Here is a 240-nt window from a genome sequence, read left to right as displayed (position 1 = left end):
ACCGCCCAGGTGCTGCTGGCCAACATCGCCAGCATGTTCGCCGTGTACCACGGCCCCGACGGCCTCAAGCGCATCGCCCAACGCACCCACGCACTGACCGCCATCCTCGCCGCCGGCCTCAAGGCCATGGGCATCCAGGTCGTCGGCCAGAGCGCGTTCGATACCCTGACCCTGGCAACCGGCGAAGCCACCGCCAGCCTGCACGCGAAGGCCCGTGCCCAGCGCATCAACCTGCGCCAG

The 240-nt window shown here is 70.0% G+C and carries 1 protein-coding gene; it reads left to right on the top strand.

Features of this window, described 5'->3' with window-relative positions; genetic code table 11:
- The coding region (locus SB756_RS34665; RefSeq protein ID WP_410913833.1) for a hypothetical protein at positions 1-240 on the top strand (240 nt) is incomplete at both ends.

Source organism: Pseudomonas sp. SIMBA_068, assembly GCF_046534705.1.
Lineage (GTDB): Bacteria > Pseudomonadota > Gammaproteobacteria > Pseudomonadales > Pseudomonadaceae > Aquipseudomonas > Aquipseudomonas putida.
Note: the sequence above shows the minus strand (reverse complement) of the source record. Positions and strands in the feature narration are given on the sequence as shown.